The organism is Pseudoalteromonas sp. CO325X (genome assembly GCF_004208955.1).
In the GTDB taxonomy this organism is placed as follows: Bacteria; Pseudomonadota; Gammaproteobacteria; order Enterobacterales; family Alteromonadaceae; genus Pseudoalteromonas; species Pseudoalteromonas ruthenica.
This window is the reverse complement of record NZ_SGPG01000024.1, coordinates 1-16,785: the sequence shown is the minus strand read 5'-3', so window position 1 is coordinate 16,785 and position 16,785 is coordinate 1. Positions and strand designations below refer to the sequence as shown.

Sequence of the window (16,785 nt, the reverse complement as noted above, 5' to 3'; positions counted from 1 at the left end):
ACCTTTTGAATTTAAATATAAACCTTTAGTGAAGATAATGTAAATAGCGCCGTAGACCGGCGCTATCCGTTCGCACTAGCGATACAGGCGCTGCCACGCACAGGTTTTATAACCGTTACGCTCAAAGTAAAAGTTGTAGCAATTATAGTCATAGTTGTAATTACCCACATCAATACGATAACCACTAATATAGCGATTTTGTAGGCTCACATATTGGCCATTATACAGCAGTGAAAAATGCACATGTGGTCCCGTTGACTGACCACCCTGACACAGCGCAGTACTTTGATTGTTAGCATAGCGCCCTATCCAACTCCCTGCGGATATATAATCACCGGAGTAAAATTGCAACGCATCCATGTGGTAGTAGTTGGTCGCGTAGCCACTTGGGTGAGTGATGCGAATATTACATTGCGAATAACGTGTAACAGTGCCCTCATGGGCCGCTTGCACCCAAGGTGTATTGCTGCCCCATCCTCCAGAGCCATTATTAAAGTCTAACGAGGAGTACGGATATCCAGAGCCGGTGTTAGAGTGTGCCCCCCCACTGAACCATGCATAGCCCCTTGGCCACGGAAGATTCATACGAAAAGCTACCTGAGCGTGAGGCTGCGCACTGAGCGCTTGGCGCTGTGGGGCTGATACCTGCTTTTGCGTCAGTTGTATTGATGGTTTCCCGGTCACAACCTCATAGGCACTCATCAACGCGGTGATCTTCTTACCCTTACGCGGGCGGCGCGGACCCACCGGCTTTTGCCGCATAATAAACATATCGACCAGCGCAAAACTGGCGACATCTTGATTAAATTGCTGGCTGCTTTGTGCGAAGCGTTTATAGGCATAAAAGGTATGGCTGAGCCGGTTAGTGACATCGCGAAGCTGCGCTTCAAATCCGACTTCATCACTCAAATCAGCGAAAGGCCTTTGCATTGCCTCGGCAGTGGGGTTCGTGACTAGTTGGCTCTGCTGCTCCATTAATGCTAATAACAGCTCTGGGTTGATACTGGCGTAGCCAGCGAAATGCAGTATCGTTTCTTGCTTTGCTTGTAATTCGCTATTGAGCCCAGCGAAGAAATTAGTCCAATCCCGCGCTGCCAGAGCGTTATTAAAAACAAACTGTTCATCGGCAATAAGCGCTTCGCTGTGTAAATCAATCAGCGCCATATCTTGCTTAGCAACAATGCGCTCGGGTAACTGGGCATGCTCTGCCTGCACCGAAAAGCTCAATAGTGTTGTTGCACCGGCGCAGGCTATGCCGGTGAGTATGATGTTCAATTTCATCTTTGTTCCCTCTACCGTTATCATGTCCCGTATGTGGGAATACTCACTATAGATCTATAAAGGGAACAAATGTAAATTTAATGTTTAAATATTTACATTTAAATCACAAATAATCCGAAGGATTATGCATCATTTCCTGCAATACTTGAATATATTTTGCACTATGCAGACCATCCATCAGTGCATGATGCACATCCAGGGCTAAAGGCATGCAACCTGAAACTTTATCATATTGCCCCAACACCACTTTAGGAATACCGTGAGTAGCACCCAAACAAGTAGCGTGAGAAAAACTACTAAATTGCAACCACGGCAATACCGATACATGCAGCACATCGGCGCGCCCTTCGGTGTGCGCGAAAGCCTCACTAAACAAAGGCTCACACGCAGCACGGGCTTTTTCTTCGCGCATACGCTGGGTATAAGTTGTATAACATGGCGTGTCATCGAGATAACTAAAGCGAAAGCTGTCATCCTCGGCCAGTTGCACCACACTCATCGTCACTTGCTGATAATGCACAGGCTGATCATCGACAATACGTAGCCCCATTGGCCAATATTGCTGCGCGCTTTTGTGCACCAAATAAATGTAAGCGCTAAAAAAAGACAAAGCCTGCGCTTGGCAGTATGCAAATAACAGCCGTGCGTCTAGGCGCACACACACATTGAAGTAAGGTTGGTGGAAATCTTTGAAAAAGGCAAAGTGCTGTGCACGCGGCCATTGCTGGAGGTCCACTTGCGTGGCGGGATAAGGCATTATCTACTCGACAACAAAAAAGGCATGCCCAAGAGCATGCCTTAATCTGGTATTAGGAGCAATAAAATGCGCCTAAACGCTGAGTACTAAAGACCCTGAGCGATGATCTCTTCTGCCAGTTTATCAGCGATAACATGCGTTGATACCTGCTCTTTTTCCGAGCGTTGGAAAATCTCCAACAAAGTATCAAAGATGCCTTCAACGTGCTTAGTCGCATCGTCAGCATTATAGCCTTGTGGCTTGGTTTCGTAATAGACATTGATGATGCCGCCGGCGTTAATAACGTAGTCTGGCGCATACAGCATGCCTTTTTCACGAATGATCTCACCATGACGAGGCTCCGCTAACTGGTTGTTAGCACAACCGGCAATGATCGTAGCCTTAATACGCGGAATGGTGTTGTCATTAATAGTCGCTCCTAGCGCACAAGGTGCGTATACATCCACATCCAGGTCATAAATGTCGTCAATGCCCACAGCTGTGGCATTGAAGTCATTGACTACACGCGCTACCGACTGCTCGTTAATATCGGTCACAAATAGCTCTGCGCCAGCGTTATGCAAATGTTTACATAGGTCGTAGGCCACAGCGCCTAGGCCCTGTACCGCCACTTTCACACCTTCAAGGTTTTGATGACCGTGCTTGTGTTGAAAAGCCGCTTTAATACCTAGGAAAGTACCTAAAGCAGTAAACGGCGATGGATTACCACTTTTACCTTCCAAGCCCATTACATAGTTTGTTTCTTGGTGCATCATCATGACATCACCGGTGGTGATGTTGACATCTTCAGCAGAATAGTAGCTTCCGCCTAAACGCTCTAGTTGCTTACCAAAAGCACGAAATAGTGCTTCTGATTTAATGCTTTTTGCATCGCCGATGATCACAGATTTACCGCCACCGAAAGGCAAACGCGCCACAGCGTTCTTGTAAGTCATGCCTTTGGAAAGACGTAGTACGTCGGTAACGGCTTCTTCATCACTGGCATAGTTCCACAACCGGCAACCGCCCACAGCCGGGCCTAGGTTAGTGTTGTGTACGGCAATAATTGCCTTTAGGCCTGATTCTTTATCACTACAAAAAACCACTTGCTCGTGGTTATCGAAATCAACTTGATTAAAAACAGCCACTGTTATTCTCCGAACTTGTTACCCTACTTGGGTGCGCTGAAATTGCCGCAGACTCTATCACTAAGTGCTGTGCCTTACCACTATATAAGATGATAAAACCACGCATTTCCTTTGTGGTTGAATTTCTATTCACACATAGAACAGTAAGTGAATATTTAATTCAAAATATGGTTAAATTAACGAACTTTAAACTACAACCAATCACCCTATGTACCACCTTTATCCACGCCCATCTGACGTTTACGTTAACGGCAACACCTATGTAAATATTTTAATACGCTGGGCGGGAATGTCGAGTTTCAAGGAGGACGGGCGCTGCCAGTCTAATCGCTGGCGACGCCCTTAACTGGTCAGAGCAGAACTTATTATTGTTCGCTCTGTGGCTGGGTGTACTTTGCCATCCACGCAAATACTTGCTGATACCAGTGAATTAAATTATCAGGGTTATGGATCCAATGATTTTCCTCAGGGTAGACCACCAGCCGCGAGTCGATGCCCTTGCGTTGCAAGGTGGTAAACGCCCCTAAACTTTGCGCATATGGTACGCGGTAGTCTTTAAGGCCTTGAGTCACTAACATCGGTGTTTGCCAATTGGCGACGAAGTTAGCCGGGTTATACTTACTGTAATCCCCGTCTTTCGCCCAAAACGGGCCGCCCATCTCATGCTCAGCGAACCACAATTCTTCGGTGCTTTGATGGAAGCTTGGCATATCAAACAAGCCCGCATGATTAACCAGACAGTTAAAGCCTTTAGGCCAATTTCCGGCAATCCAGTTCATCATGTAACCGCCGTAGGAGGCACCGAGGGCACAGCCGTTGTTAATGTCTAACCAGACATAATTATCGCCCACGTAATCGAGACCTTTTTGTAGGTCTAGCAGCGGTTTACCTCCCCAATCGCGGGAAATAGAATTGGTAAACGCTTGGCCATAGCCCACCGAGCCGTGAAAATCTATCATCACTACGCCATAGCCTTGCGCCGCCCAAAGCTGAGCATTCCAACGACTGTGGAACATATTGCCGAACGACCCTTGCGGCCCCCCATGGACTAAAAATGCCAGTGGATAGCGCTTGTTGGCATCGAACTGGGCCGGCTTAACAAGATAACCGTATACTTGTTCATCGTTGGCACCGCTGAAGCTAAATTGCTCTACGTCACCTAAAGTCACATCAGCCATTTTTTCTTTATTGACATCACTTAACTGCATTAAGCCGCTGCCATCGCGATTAATACGATAGAGCTCTTTCGGTGAATTCAGAGCATGGCGAGAAAACACGATTTGCTCGCCTACGACCTGCACGTCACCGACATAGCCATCGCTGAACACGCTACGGATATCGCCAAACCCGGTGCTGATTTCAAATAAGCTGGTCTGGCCTAAATCTTTGGCGGTGGCATAAATAGCACGGCCATTCGCACCGAATTGGAAGCTGCTCACACTGCGATCCCACTGCGGTGCCAGTGCTTTGTTCTCACCAGTGCGCAAATCTAGCAACTGCAAAGTGAACTTGTCTGATTCAAAGCCAGGTTTTATCGTCGCTTTATAGGCAAGGTAGCGGCCGTCAGCGGAGAACTGCGGCGCTGCATCCCAGGCTTTGTTTGCTTCGGTGAGGTTGCGAATAGAGCCGCCTTCGATAGCCACTTCAAATAAATCGAAGTTTGTGCTCCAAGCGTTATCCGGGGCTTTAACCTTAGCGCTGAACACCACCTTGGTGCCATCGGGGCTAATTGCCACTTCTTCCATGCCGGAAAAAGGCTTAGCAGGAACATCGGTTTGCCACTGTGGGGTGATGTCTTTAGCGTCGGTGATCACTTTGTCAGCAAGTTTAGCACTAAATAGATGACGTACTTTATCGTCATTCCAGTGATCCCAATGCCGCACCATTAAACTGTCATAGACTTGGCCGTTATGGGCCGGTGGATTGGCATCGCGCTCGATAGTGCACGCTAAGGTATCACAATCGGGATACACATCTAAGCTCAGTACCACGGATTGGTTGTCAGAACTTAAGGTGTAACCCTCGATATCCACAGGTAAGTCGGTGACGGGGCGCGCCTCTCCGCCGCTAAGGGGTAGTCGCCACAGCTGATTGGAGCCCGATCGGGATGATAAAAAGTAGATAGCTTGGCCATCGCTAGAAAAGCGTACCGCTGTTTCACTGCTGCTGTCATAGGTTAACCGTGTCGCTTTCGCTAAATTGGCCGAGCCAGTATAACTGCTGCTCATTGCTGATAAGGGCTGCAGATATAAATCGCTGCCCTCGGGCGTTTTTACACCGTAAACGAGCTGCCTTCCATCACTGGATACCGCTACACTGTGCACTTTATTGAGCTGAGTTAGTTTTTCAACGCTGAGTACTTCAGCCTGGGCGCTCAGCGCTGAGCCGCCAAGCAACATAACACTGAGGATAGAATTTATTGTTGTCATTGTTTCACTCCATAAAAAAGAGCGCCAGGGCGCCCTTCTTAACCGAACCGATGCATTACTTCAACGCACCATCCAATTCTTCAATTTTTGCTTTCCAAATTGCTGGACCTTGGGTGTGAGCATTTGCTCCTTCGCTGTCCACGGCCACAGTGACCGGCATATCTTCCACTTCAAATTCGTAGATAGCTTCCATACCTAAGTCCTCAAATGCCACCACGCGGGCCTTTTTAATCGCTTTGGCGACCAGGTAAGCGGCGCCGCCAACAGCCATTAAGTATACCGCCTTGTTGTCTTTTATTGAGGCAACTGTAGCTGGACCGCGTTCAGCCTTACCAATCATGCCAATAAGGCCGGTTTTCTCTAGCATCACGTCGGTGAATTTATCCATACGGGTCGAGGTAGTGGGTCCTGCGGGGCCGACGACTTCATCGCCCACCGCATCCACAGGGCCCACGTAGTAAATAAATTTATTGGTAAAATCAACACCCTCAGGCAAGCCTTCACCGCTTTCAATCATTCCTTGCAAACGCTTGTGGGCCGCATCACGACCGGTCAGAATTTTACCGCTAAGCAGCACGGTTTCACCCATCTTCCAGTCTTGGATATCACCCTTGTTAAGGGTATCAAGATTAACGCGACGAGTGTCTTCGCCTACTTCCCAGGTCACTTCTGGCCAATCTTCTAATTTCGGCGGCTGCAAATCGGCGGGACCCGAGCCATCAAGAGTGAAGTGCACATGACGAGTTGCCGCGCAGTTGGGGATCATCACCACAGGCTTTGACGCCGCATGAGTGGGCGCGGTCTTGACCTTTACGTCTACGACGGTGGTTAAACCACCGAGCCCCTGGGCACCAATACCGAGCTTGTTAGCTCGCTCAAAAATCTCCAAGCGCATTTTCTCTTCTGTCGTTTCAGCCCCTCGTTCGATCAGCTCATGAATATCCACAGGGTCCATCAACGACTCTTTGGCCAATACCGCTGCTTTTTCCGCAGTGCCGCCAATACCGATACCTAACATACCCGGTGGACACCAACCAGCGCCCATTGTTGGTAAGGTTTTTTCTACCCACTCGGCAACATCATCGGAAGGGTTCAACATCACCATCTTGGTTTTGTTCTCAGAGCCGCCGCCTTTAGCCGCAATCATCACTTCCACTTCATTGCCTGGCACCATATCAATGTGCACCACGGACGGGGTGTTATCTTTGGTATTTTTTCGACTGCCAGCAGGGTCGGCAACAATCGATGCACGTAACGGGTTATCTGGATTGGTGTAGGCACGACGAGTTCCCTCATCCACCATTTGCTGCACCGTCATGTCGGTTTGATCCCACCGCACATCCATACCAACTTTAACAAAACAAGTAACAATGCCGGTATCTTGGCACAGTGGGCGTTTGCCCTCGGCAGACATACGAGAATTAATAAGGATCTGCGCAATGGCGTCTTTGGCCGCCTTGCTTTGCTCTTTGTTATAGGCTTTTTCTAAAGCTTGAACAAAGTCTAGCGGGTGATAAAAAGAAATATACTGCAGCGCATCGGCAATGCTGTCGATAAAATCTTGCTGGCGAATAGTGCTCATGATTAATCCTTCCTACTGGGTCACACCTTCAGTTAATACATAAGTCGGTGCGACGACTCGGTGACGTGTGCACGGTTAGACCGCGTCTTCTGATAAAGTGTAACTTATGATAACCTCCCTGCCCGTTTCGGGCTAGTTCTTCGAGTTGAAGATAATGACAAATTCGCAATTACATTGCCGTAAATTGGCGCTCTCATCCTCGCCATGTGAGGTGTTTGCCCAATTACACCATCTCAAAGGGGCGGTTTTTCTTGACTCTGCTAGTGCAGCGCACGTCAATAGCCGCTTCGATATCTTAGTGATTGAGCCTGAAGCGACGCTCAGCGTCGAGCACAACAAGGTATACCTAGACGGCGTTGAGCTGCATCAAGAGGTGTTCGCCTATATGCAGCAACGCCTAGCTAGCCTGTGCACGCAATCCCCGGCGCATGACCTGCCTTTTAGTGGCGGCTGGCTTGGCTACTTTGGCTATGATTTAGGACGCACCCTAGAGCGCCTACCCAGCTTAGCGGCGGACGATATTGCCTTGGCGCAGATGCAACTGGGTCTTTATCTTGATGCCTTAATTTACGATAAAGCGGCCAGCCAATGGTATTATATTGCCCAGCCAACGGTGGATGTCGAAGCCCGTTTACAGCGTTACCTGCAGCCACCCGCCGCCGCAAACGCAGGTAAGTTTGCCTTAACCAGTGACTGGGCCTCCAATATGAGCCAAGCGCAATATGCCGATAAATTTACAAAGATACAGGACTATTTGCGCAGCGGCGACTGCTATCAGATCAACCTGGCACAGCGCTTCAGTGCCACATATCAGGGCTGCGAATGGCAAGCCTATCGCCGTTTACGCAGCCACAACAGCGCCCCCTTTTCTGCTTTTATGCGTTTGCCGCAAGGCTGCATTTTATCCATTTCGCCAGAGCGCTTTATCGAAGTGCACCACAATCAGGTCGAAAGCAAACCGATTAAAGGCACACTGCCGCGCAGCAGTGACCCTAAAAAAGATGAAGCCTTGGCAGCACAATTGGCAAGCTCCCCCAAAGACCGCGCCGAGAACGTCATGATTGTCGATTTACTGCGTAATGACCTCGGCAAGGTTGCGAAACCGGGCTCGGTGCATGTGCCCTCACTTTTTGCCATAGAAAGCTTCCCCGCTGTCCATCATTTAGTCAGTACCGTGCAGTCGCAATTGGCTGAAGGTAAAACGGCGCTCGACCAACTGAAGGCCGCATTCCCGGGCGGATCTATCACCGGTGCCCCGAAAATCCGGGCGATGGAAATCATTGAAGAGCTCGAACCACATCGGCGCAGCGCCTATTGTGGTTCAATTGGCTACATTAGCGCCTGCGGAGATATGGACACCAGTATCACCATTCGTACCTTAGTGGCCAAAGACAATACCCTACATTGCTGGGCCGGTGGTGGCATTGTTGCCGACTCAGATGTTGCCTCTGAGTACCAAGAGACTTACGATAAGGTAAATAAAATCTTACCGGTATTGACGTGATAAAACCACCCCATGCGGCGCTCTCATGCGCTCAGGTTATTGCGCGGTTTAATCTCAGTGCCGCGCCCTCCAGCTTTGTTCCAACCCACCCAAAGCGCCGTAGCGCTGTGGTTATGCTGCTCTCAGAGTCTGAGCACGGAGCACAAGTGTTGCTGTGTAAACGCGGCGCCCATCTGCGCCACCACCCCAGCCAACTGTGCTTTCCAGGGGGAAAGCAAGAGCGCGAGGATAAGACGCTTGCTCACACCGCCCTTAGAGAGCTACACGAGGAGCTGAATATAGACAACAAAGATGTCACCATCATCGGCCGTCTCGATGAGGTGAGCACCCTCAATGATATGAGTATTACGCCGTATCTAGCACAGCTACGCGCCGGTGCCCGTTGGCAAATTGATCAAAATGAGGTCGAAGCCGCATTTTTTGTGCCTCTGGCTGAACTGTTAGCAACCCAAAACTGGCAGTCTCTGCAGGTCGAGCGGCAACAAAAAAATCTCCACTTTCGCGTTTTTAAAACCCCTTATGGTCTGCTGTGGGGAGCGACCGAGCGAATTATTGAGCGCTTTACGAAGCGCCTTGGTCCGATCAGCTAAAATTAGTGTACAGAGGATTACATCCCTGGTGTTTAACGTTATGATAGGCGCCCGTTCAAAGGCAATGTGAGTATAGATTTTATGATCAGTGCATTCGATATGTTTAGCATTGGCATTGGGCCGTCGTCGTCCCATACCGTAGGCCCAATGCGCGCATCTCGGTTGTTTGTGCAAACCCTGCAAGAGCAAGGCACACTTGAGGATGTTACCGAGGTAAAAGTAGAGCTGTTTGGTTCCTTGGGTCAAACCGGTGTTGGCCATGGCTCAGGTAAAGCTGTTATTTTAGGGCTGGCCGGGTACGACCCAGAGACGGTCGATGCCGACGCCGTGCCCGATATTTTGGCCAAAATCGAGCAAGAGCAGGTTATTTATCTCAATAAAACCCACCAGGCTAAGTTTCCAAAGCAAGGGGCGATTGTATTTCATCGCCGCAAGACTTTGCCCAAGCACTCTAATGCCATGGAGATTATTGCCTTTAAGGGTGATGAGCGCATTGCCTCGCAAGTGTATTACTCTATTGGTGGCGGCTTTATCGTCAGCGACGAGGACTTTGATAAGGAAAAGCAGGCTGCGCTGGATATCCGTGAGCAAAATCCTGCCCCCTACCCGTTCGATAACGCACAGCAACTGCTAGAGCTTTGTAAGGAATCCGGCCTGAGCGTCTCAAGCCTAATGATGGCCAATGAGAAGACCTTGCGCGACGAAGCTGATATCAAAGATGAGTTATTTCATATTTGGCAGGTGATGAAAGCCTGTACTGAACGCGGTATGCGCACCGAAGGCATTCTTCCCGGTGGCCTAAAAGTTCGCCGTCGCGCACCCAGCTTATATTTAAAGTTAAATGTTGAGAACAATAACGACCCACTTAGAGCAATGGATTGGGTTGACCTATTCGCTCTTGCCGTAAACGAAGAAAACGCCGCTGGGGGTCGAGTAGTCACTGCCCCCACCAACGGCGCCGCAGGTATCCTGCCGGCAGTACTCATGTATTACCACACCTTTATCAAAGAGGTGGATCGCGATATCGCCACGCGCTACCTGCTGACCGCAGCAGCAATTGGTATCTTGTACAAAAAGAATGCTTCTATCTCCGGGGCCGAAGTGGGTTGTCAGGGCGAAGTGGGCGTTGCCTGTTCAATGGCTGCGGGCGCCTTAACGGAAATCATGGGCGGTAACGTAGTGCATGTAGAAAATGCCGCTGAGATCGGCATGGAGCATAACCTCGGTCTCACCTGCGATCCTGTGGGCGGCCTTGTGCAAGTGCCTTGCATAGAGCGCAACGCCATGGGTGCGATTAAAGCCATTAATGCCTCACGCCTAGCCATGCGCGGCAGCGGTGAGCAAAAGGTCTCCTTGGATAAAGTGATTAAAACCATGTGGGACACCGGCAATGATATGAAAACCAAATACAAAGAAACCGCTCGAGGCGGTCTGGCGGTAAACATCATTGAGTGTTAATCGCACAAAAGAAAGGCGCCAACAGGCGCCTTTTTTCATATCATATCACTGATCACTTAGCGCACTGGCAACTCAATGCTTTCGAACATCGCATCGACGTCATCTTGATTACGTAATAAGCAGGCTTTTTCAACCCGATCTTTGGTCAAGTGCGGCGCGAAACGCTCAATGAAGTCATACATGTAGCCACGCAAAAACGTTCCTTTACGGAAGCCGATTTTGGTCGTGCTAGCCTCAAATAAGTGGCTGGCATCAATGCACACTAAATCTTTATCGGTGATTTCATCAACAGCCATCGAGGCGACCACCCCGACGCCCAAACCTAAACGTACATAGGTTTTTATAACGTCCGCATCGGTGGCGGTGAAGACTATATGGGGCTCTAACCCCTGAGCATTGAACGCTTTGTCTAGTTCTGAGCGACCCGTAAAGCCAAACACATAAGTGATCAGCGGAAACTCAGCAACATCAGCAATACTAAGGTTATCGGCTTTTTGCGCCAGCGGGTGAGTTTTCGCCACCACAATACTGCGATTCCAGTGATAGCAAGGCAACATCACTAAGTCGGAATACAAGTGTAAGGCTTCTGTTGCAATAGCAAAATCAGCATCTCCACGTGCCGCTGCATCAGAGATTTGCTGCGGCGTACCTTGATGCATATGCAATGAAACCGCCGGGTACTTTTTCATAAAGCCTTGAATGACTTCCGGCAAAGCATAACGCGCTTGAGTGTGGGTGGTGGCAATATTAAGTTTACCTTGGTCTGGCAAGGTATGCTCATTGGCTACAGCCTTAATTCCCTCGACTTTGGAGAGAATCTCACGAGCAATATTGATAATGTCTTTACCGGCACTGGTTACGTGCGTCAGGTGCTTGCCACTGCGTCCAAAAATTTGCACCCCTAATTCGTCTTCCAACATACGTACTTGTTTGGAGATACCGGGCTGCGAAGTATAAAGACTCTCCGCTGTGGCGGATACATTGAGGTTATGATTAAGCACCTCAACAATATACTTTAGCTGCTGTAGTTTCATGGTCGTTGTTACTTTCTATTATTATTTTACTTGCGATTGCACCAGGCGTTATACGCAGTGGCCTAGACCCTAATCTTCCTGGTGAATGGGAAGGCAAATCAACACCTTGAGCCCATCTTCTTATACATTTTAGCTATTGCAATTAGCTAGGCTAGCACATTTAATTATGTCTCGGTACTGTTGATTTATGTTCAAGGCTGCGATGTTCTCCTATACTCTTATTTTATTTAATGTTATTTCATGAATTTAACGTGTATTACTACCCCAACCTAGGTTCTTTCGGTTAAGATGGGTGGTAATTGGGCAACTCAATGAGTAAGAGAATCGGGGTATGATAGTCTCTATCATTATTATGTTAATTGTCGCGCTTATCGTTATTGCGGTTTGGGTAAGTGCAGTGCAACAGCATAAAGAAAAGCAAGAAGCTCAGCGCCGCCAAGAGCTCGCAAAGCAGAAAAAAATAATAGAAGAGACGGAAGAAGTGCTGGTCAACAGTGTCAATATCCCGTTATCTAATAATGTGATGATGATTCTTTATCGTCGAATTCACGATGCGCTCGCCGCCATGGTTGAGTTATCTCCCTCCTCGAAAGAGCTTAAATCTCGGCTTAATGATGCAAAAACTCGCTTAACCAGTGGCGTTGATGAGAGCGCTAATATGGGCGAAAACTTTGCTCTTCCCGATCATGACAAACAGCTTATTTCATTGATACAGGGAATAAAGAAGCTGCGCACCATCATGCGCTCTGAACACAGCAAGGGCAAAATCGATACCCCTGTGTTTATGCAAGAGGACAAAACCTTTGAGCGCCTGCAATTAAAGATAAATATTGAAAGCCAAATTAAGCGCGGCGTGGCTGCAAGAAACGCCAATATGGTTGGCTCGGCACGGCAGTATTTCGAAAAAGCGTATGCCACAATTACCGCCTTGAATTACAGCGACGATTATGTCACGAATAAGAAAAATCAGCTTGAGGATTATCTCAACGAGATCAGCTCTGAGTTGAAAGCCTCTAACGCCTCCGCCCGTAAAAAACGCGAAGAGGAAGAAAAAGACGATTTGGATGTGTTATTCGCGCCAAAGAAAAAGTGGTAACAGCGTAAATCAAGCTATAACAGATAGGCCGATATCAAACATCGCCTATCTGCTGCCTGTACCGGGCCATGCAGGGTAAATACCTTACGTAAAATCTGCCCACTACCTTCAATCATTGAGCCATACATACCATCCAGCTGTGTGTGCGAACACCCAAAACCAAACTCTCCATAATGCTGCGCCGGTACGCAGGGCTAGCCATGGTACGGCTGCGAAGTGCGACGTCAAGGAGCGACAATTGACAATAGAGGCTGGTTTTTTGAAGCTCGTTGGCTCATACAAAAAATAAAGGCACAGCGTCATAGCTGTGCCTTTTTAGCTGTTATATATGACCTTGCTTACTAAGATAAAAACATGAACTTAAGCAAAAATAGTACTGTTAGAATCCACACACTCAAGCTAATCTCCGCCCCCTTATTACACACTAATTTCACCGCCGTATAGGCGATAAAGCCAAGGGCAATGCCGTGGGCAATGGAAAAAGTTAACGGCGTCATCAACAGCACCACGGCAACTGGAATCGCATCTGTCATATCATCCCAATCAATCAGCTTAAGGTTTTGCAGCATGAGCACCGAGACATACAAAATCGCACCCGCTGTTGCATAAGCTGGAACCATGGCTGCCAAAGGAGCAAAAAACATCATCAGTAGGAAGCAACAGCCCACCACCACAGCTGTTAAGCCTGTACGCCCACCCACTGACACACCAGATACTGACTCGATGTAGGAAGTGGTCGTAGAGGTGCCAAGCATAGAGCCTGCAATTGTCGCTGTACTATCGGCACTCAGTGCTCGACCCAAACGTGGCATACGCCCTTGCTCATCGGCCAATCCCGCTTTTTGCGTTACCGCCACTAAGGTGCCTGAGGTGTCGAACAAATCCACAAACAAGAATGCGAAAATGACACTGAGCATGGATAACTCTAACGCTGAGGCAAAATCTAATTGCATAAAGGTAGGAGCGATGGACGGTGGCGCTGAGATCACCCCTTGATATTCAACCAGCCCCATAGATAACGCAATGCCTGTTACCAACATGATACTGATCAATACGCCGCTTTTGATATCACGATACAACAACGCCGCTATTACGAAAAAGCTCAGGATAGCGAGCAAAGGCCCACTGCTGGTAATATCACCCATCTGAACGAGCGTGGCTGGACTGGCAACAACAATACCCGCGTTTTTCAGTGCGATGAGCGCCAGAAAAGCGCCAATCCCTGTGGCGATAGCGCGCTTAAGTACCAGTGGAATGGCATTGATTATCCACTCTCTGACTTTAAATAGGCTCAACGCTAAAAAGATACACCCCGACATAAACACCGCCGCTAAAGCCGCCTGCCAGGTGTAACCCATACCTAATACTACGCCGTAGGTAAAAAATGCATTTAAGCCCATGCCTGGCGCTAATGCCAACGGATAATTCGCCCAAAAACCCATAATGAAGCAACCGATAGCAGCAGCAATACAGGTTGCTACAAATGCTGCCCCTTGGTCCATTCCCGCCTCTGCTAGCATTGCCGGGTTGACAAACACGATGTACACCATGGTGATAAAGGTCGTGAGTCCTGCGATAACCTCGCGCTTAACAGAGCTTCCATGCGATTTTATTTTGAACAGTCTTTCGAACATAGGAGTAAACAATGATACGTAAAATAGAAGCGGCGGATACTAGCATAAATGCGGACAAATGACCGCATGTTTACACAGCAATATTGGCACCGAAACACGGCTTTAGCTTCTTCGGTATCGCTAAGCGTTTAAAGCAACGAACAAGACGTTTAAAAAAGAAACAAAAAAAACTTGCACTGAACAACTGTATAAACTACTGTATACGCATACTGTATAAAACACTGTATATGGTTCACAAAATCCACAGCGAGGCAATTATGTTACATACAGCAAGTGTTCGTCATGTTAAAAGCTATCAGCAAGATAACCCTAATGTGATCAATATCGTAAAAACTGAGGATGAGATTTCTGCAACATTTGAGATGCTTAAAATCGTTCATCGTTACAATCAAAATAATGGCTGGACGCTATTAGTCGCCCCTGACAATGTGCCTAGCCGCCACCTATTGGACGCTTGCTCTATCGACACGAATAAATTGCTGGTAATTCGGGCTAAACATGTTGTTGATATGGAATACATGCTTAATTGTGCGCTGCAAAATGGCCGTTTTGCGGCGGTGATCACCTGGACGGATATTTTAAAACAGCAGCAACTCGAAGCCTTACAACTTAATACCCACCAAGCTAAAGCACAGCTTTACTGTTTCACTACCGAGCATAACGCCAGCGAACAAACAACTGTGCCCTCGCAGTTACAAGTCTGCTAATATAGTGGCGTGATTCCTTGTAGTTAGAAAATGCGATGTGCCATTGTGGATTGCCGCAGCCTTTTGCTGATTGCTGCGGCCGGTTTGTAAGTAGAGCTATTGATGCCCCCGACGCCCAGAGCCTGATGCGCTCTCGTTATAGTGCATTTTGTGAACAAGCTATTGATTACTTATGTTTTACCTGCTCAGAGAAAGCCCTAGAACAAAACCCCAGAGAGGAAGTGGCTGAATTTGCCCAAGCTGCGCGTTTTGTGCGCTTACACATAATGGATTATGAGCCTGGCGATGCTTTGGCCTATGTTGAATTTAAGGCTTTTTACATCATTGCTGACACCCTTCACTGTATTCATGAACGCTCACAGTTCATTCAACGCCACCACCAGTGGAAATACGACAGCGGGCGGTTGTTTGAAGCCGCTGATGTAAAGCTTAAACGCAACGATCCCTGCCCATGCTTAAGTGGCAATAAATTCAAAAAATGCTGTATGCCTTGATGTGATGCCGCCGCCCGGTGGCAGCTTTAGGTATTCGCTTAATTAGGGTCTGTTGACCTTTCAAGTTCGTTTTTGCAGCAGTTTGATTGGGTTTTATACAAGGCAGAGGCTGCGTTGCATAGTTATTCTATGTGAGCCAGCCGATAACACAGTAGAAAAGCCAATCAAGTGCTGCCGAACGGTTCTTTTGAGCGCACTTTTCTCATTGTTGCTCAATATTCGCTTAGATTACTAGGCCACACATCGAGCGCCGCGATAAAAGCACGCTCAAAGAGAACAAAAATAGAACAGCAAAGATCAACAGACCCTAGTACAAGAGCCCCTTGGCTCGCACCTGCTATTGCACCCTGATTAGCGCGCTCTGACTGGCCAAACGCCATTATGCGCAGGCCACTACGCGTGTGCTAAAGAGGAAGACTTATTCATATCCACAAGTTGATCGTAAAAAGCTGCACTATCCATTTGCGGCTCGTTCAGTGGCTCATATTGGCGATGATGTTTTGCCTGTACGCTCGGATCGCAATTGTCAATTATAGGTAGTGGAACATAGGTTTTGTCGTCTCGCACTGCCAAAGGCTCGGGGGTTAGACACTCTTTTAAGCGCAGAGTTGTCATTGAGCTTTGCGCCAATAATGCCCTGTCATGCTGAGTTCTATCTATGTGGTAATCCGGTAATGCCGTTGGTTTTGCAGGCGCAGCGCCTAATTGCAATCGCAACTGCTGCTCATCCACTTGGTGAGATTCTAGTTCCGATTTGGGAAGGTGAAACTGGGCAAAATCGAGTGCATCTGCTGATAATGATGCTAACAGCCAAGCAAAGTCTCCACGACGGGCCTCATGGACACTGCGACATAATTGCGAGTCCATTTGTAGTTCGTTACGAATGACGGGCTTAACTTGCATAAACTTTATTCAACCTGAATTACTTCTAAGCAGTTATCGGCCTTTTTTCAGCTTTCTTTAGTTTTTTTCTTTACTTGGACTCTGAGTTTGCTATTATCGCCGCCGTTGTTTAGGAGGGGTTCCCGAGCGGCCAAAGGGATCAGACTGTAAATCTGACGGCATTGCCTTCGCTGGTTCGAATCCAGCTCC

At 48.1% G+C, this 16,785-nt stretch carries 14 protein-coding genes; 6 read left to right on the top strand and 8 right to left on the bottom strand.

From position 1 onward, the window contains the following. Positions 1 to 75: 75 nt before the first annotated feature. From EXT46_RS13600 to EXT46_RS13580, 5 genes are all read right to left on the bottom strand, one after another. Positions 76 to 1,281, bottom strand: a complete 1,206-nt coding sequence (locus EXT46_RS13600) for a M23 family metallopeptidase (RefSeq protein WP_053911578.1) — start codon at positions 1,279 to 1,281, stop codon at positions 76 to 78. A gap of 103 nt (positions 1,282 to 1,384) precedes the next feature. Further along, complete coding sequence (locus tag EXT46_RS13595; protein WP_053911579.1) at positions 1,385 to 2,038, bottom strand: CatA-like O-acetyltransferase; 654 nt, start codon at positions 2,036 to 2,038, stop codon at positions 1,385 to 1,387. A gap of 86 nt (positions 2,039 to 2,124) precedes the next feature. After that, complete coding sequence (locus tag EXT46_RS13590) at positions 2,125 to 3,165, bottom strand: Glu/Leu/Phe/Val dehydrogenase (protein WP_045978088.1); 1,041 nt, start codon at positions 3,163 to 3,165, stop codon at positions 2,125 to 2,127. Between the two features lie 365 nt (positions 3,166 to 3,530). Continuing rightward, positions 3,531 to 5,594, bottom strand: a complete 2,064-nt coding sequence (locus tag EXT46_RS13585; protein WP_053911580.1) for a S9 family peptidase — start codon at positions 5,592 to 5,594, stop codon at positions 3,531 to 3,533. A 55-nt stretch (positions 5,595 to 5,649) separates the two neighbouring features. After that, positions 5,650 to 7,176, bottom strand: a complete 1,527-nt coding sequence (locus tag EXT46_RS13580; protein ID WP_053911581.1) for a fumarate hydratase — start codon at positions 7,174 to 7,176, stop codon at positions 5,650 to 5,652. Between the two features lie 154 nt (positions 7,177 to 7,330). On the opposite strand from EXT46_RS13580, the gene pabB reads away from it, so the two are divergent. The 3 genes from pabB (at position 7,331) to EXT46_RS13565 (ending at position 10,728) form a co-directional block, all read left to right on the top strand. Further along, positions 7,331 to 8,680: an aminodeoxychorismate synthase component I gene (gene pabB, locus EXT46_RS13575; RefSeq protein ID WP_130147909.1), complete on the top strand. Its 1,350-nt coding sequence runs from the start codon at positions 7,331 to 7,333 to the stop codon at positions 8,678 to 8,680. After that, entirely contained in the window at positions 8,677 to 9,270 is a 594-nt protein-coding gene (locus EXT46_RS13570; RefSeq protein WP_240701140.1) for a CoA pyrophosphatase, read from the top strand. Before pabB ends, EXT46_RS13570 begins: the two co-directional genes overlap by 4 nt. An 81-nt stretch (positions 9,271 to 9,351) precedes the next feature. Continuing rightward, on the top strand, positions 9,352 to 10,728 hold the full coding sequence (locus tag EXT46_RS13565; protein ID WP_022944049.1) for an L-serine ammonia-lyase: 1,377 nt from the start codon (positions 9,352 to 9,354) through the stop codon (positions 10,726 to 10,728). A 56-nt stretch (positions 10,729 to 10,784) separates the two neighbouring features. Here EXT46_RS13565 and cysB read toward each other — a convergent pair whose 3' ends face one another. Further along, complete coding sequence (cysB, locus tag EXT46_RS13560; RefSeq protein ID WP_022944048.1) at positions 10,785 to 11,762, bottom strand: HTH-type transcriptional regulator CysB; 978 nt, start codon at positions 11,760 to 11,762, stop codon at positions 10,785 to 10,787. Positions 11,763 to 12,093: 331 nt separating this feature from the next. Here cysB and EXT46_RS13555 point away from each other — a divergent pair, with 331 nt between their 5' ends. Beyond that, the gene (locus EXT46_RS13555) at positions 12,094 to 12,858 is read left to right on the top strand and encodes a hypothetical protein (protein WP_045978091.1); all 765 of its coding nucleotides are present in this window, start codon (positions 12,094 to 12,096) and stop codon (positions 12,856 to 12,858) included. A gap of 341 nt (positions 12,859 to 13,199) precedes the next feature. Here the strand turns inward: EXT46_RS13555 and EXT46_RS13550 are convergent, their stop codons facing one another. Continuing rightward, positions 13,200 to 14,492 (bottom strand): NCS2 family permease, encoded by a 1,293-nt coding sequence (locus tag EXT46_RS13550; protein WP_130147907.1) that lies wholly within the window; start codon positions 14,490 to 14,492, stop codon positions 13,200 to 13,202. A gap of 257 nt (positions 14,493 to 14,749) precedes the next feature. On the opposite strand from EXT46_RS13550, the gene EXT46_RS13545 reads away from it, so the two are divergent. Beyond that, a complete protein-coding gene (locus EXT46_RS13545) occupies positions 14,750 to 15,199 on the top strand; it encodes a SulA-like leucine-rich domain-containing protein (protein WP_026110985.1) in 450 nt (149 codons plus the stop codon). A gap of 125 nt (positions 15,200 to 15,324) precedes the next feature. Continuing rightward, positions 15,325 to 15,693, top strand: a complete 369-nt coding sequence (locus tag EXT46_RS13540; RefSeq protein ID WP_165381130.1) for a YchJ family metal-binding protein — start codon at positions 15,325 to 15,327, stop codon at positions 15,691 to 15,693. A gap of 393 nt (positions 15,694 to 16,086) precedes the next feature. Here EXT46_RS13540 and EXT46_RS13530 read toward each other — a convergent pair whose 3' ends face one another. Next, positions 16,087 to 16,596, bottom strand: coding sequence for a VC2046/SO_2500 family protein (locus EXT46_RS13530; RefSeq protein WP_138548917.1), 510 nt, complete (start codon positions 16,594 to 16,596; stop codon positions 16,087 to 16,089). Positions 16,597 to 16,785 lie beyond the last annotated feature (189 nt).

What these genes read in the sequence shown, in the direction of transcription:
- EXT46_RS13600 (WP_053911578.1), bottom strand. Translation starts at nt 1,281, where the DNA reads ATGAAATTGAACATCATACTCACCGGCATAGCCTGCGCCGGTGCAACA.
- pabB (WP_130147909.1), top strand. Translation starts at nt 7,331, where the DNA reads ATGACAAATTCGCAATTACATTGCCGTAAATTGGCGCTCTCATCCTCG.
- EXT46_RS13565 (WP_022944049.1), top strand. Translation starts at nt 9,352, where the DNA reads ATGATCAGTGCATTCGATATGTTTAGCATTGGCATTGGGCCGTCGTCG.
- cysB (WP_022944048.1), bottom strand. Translation starts at nt 11,762, where the DNA reads ATGAAACTACAGCAGCTAAAGTATATTGTTGAGGTGCTTAATCATAAC.
- EXT46_RS13530 (WP_138548917.1), bottom strand. Translation starts at nt 16,596, where the DNA reads ATGCAAGTTAAGCCCGTCATTCGTAACGAACTACAAATGGACTCGCAA.
- EXT46_RS13555 (WP_045978091.1), top strand. Translation starts at nt 12,094, where the DNA reads ATGATAGTCTCTATCATTATTATGTTAATTGTCGCGCTTATCGTTATT.
- EXT46_RS13540 (WP_165381130.1), top strand. Translation starts at nt 15,325, where the DNA reads ATGCGCTCTCGTTATAGTGCATTTTGTGAACAAGCTATTGATTACTTA.
- EXT46_RS13580 (WP_053911581.1), bottom strand. Translation starts at nt 7,176, where the DNA reads ATGAGCACTATTCGCCAGCAAGATTTTATCGACAGCATTGCCGATGCG.
- EXT46_RS13595 (WP_053911579.1), bottom strand. Translation starts at nt 2,038, where the DNA reads ATGCCTTATCCCGCCACGCAAGTGGACCTCCAGCAATGGCCGCGTGCA.
- EXT46_RS13545 (WP_026110985.1), top strand. Translation starts at nt 14,750, where the DNA reads ATGTTACATACAGCAAGTGTTCGTCATGTTAAAAGCTATCAGCAAGAT.
- EXT46_RS13585 (WP_053911580.1), bottom strand. Translation starts at nt 5,594, where the DNA reads ATGACAACAATAAATTCTATCCTCAGTGTTATGTTGCTTGGCGGCTCA.
- EXT46_RS13550 (WP_130147907.1), bottom strand. Translation starts at nt 14,492, where the DNA reads ATGTTCGAAAGACTGTTCAAAATAAAATCGCATGGAAGCTCTGTTAAG.